This window comes from Mesorhizobium sp. M2A.F.Ca.ET.039.01.1.1 (assembly GCF_003998035.1).
GTDB lineage: Bacteria > Pseudomonadota > Alphaproteobacteria > Rhizobiales > Rhizobiaceae > Mesorhizobium.
Window position 1 is genome coordinate 1 of sequence record NZ_RZRY01001483.1, and the last position, 512, is coordinate 512.

A 512-nucleotide genomic window follows, 5' to 3' on the forward strand; every position below is an offset into this window, starting at 1 on the left:
CAATATCCTGCGCCTTGCCATCATCGGCAGCCCATGCGTCGTCTACGACACGATGCGCGGCACGGTGGGAACCGTCCACACCATCGCGGACTGGCGCGCCATGATGCACCATGCCGGTCTGGACGTTCGCGGCGAAGTGGAGACCCGGATGACGGCGAAGGAGCGCGTTGCGGCAACCTGATTGTCGCAAGGCGAGGCGACCCGACCCACGAATGAACGGCGCAAGCCGCCCCGCCCTGATCGTGCCGAAGGCCGACCCTTTGCGAAGCCGCCTCTCGCGGTCCACCGGCAGTCCTCGGGAACATCCCATCTGCTCAGGCACGAAGGGCAGGGCAGTTGCGGATCAGGCAGCCCATTTACGGCGACCAGGCCTGACCCTGGGATATCTCGCCGGTGCGGGACCAGAGCAACACCGACCGCGCCGAGCGCGAAACCCGGCGCATGACGGCGGACGCCTCCGGGTTTCCCGGCGCGGGGACGTCGTTCGTGGGACAGGCGATGGCGGGCAGATC

At 67.8% G+C, this 512-nt stretch carries 1 pseudogene; it reads left to right on the forward strand.

The features are described 5' to 3' along the window. Nucleotides 1-181, forward strand: a pseudogene (locus tag EOA24_RS42280) (hypothetical protein); the annotation flags it as partial. Nucleotides 182-512 lie beyond the last annotated feature (331 nt).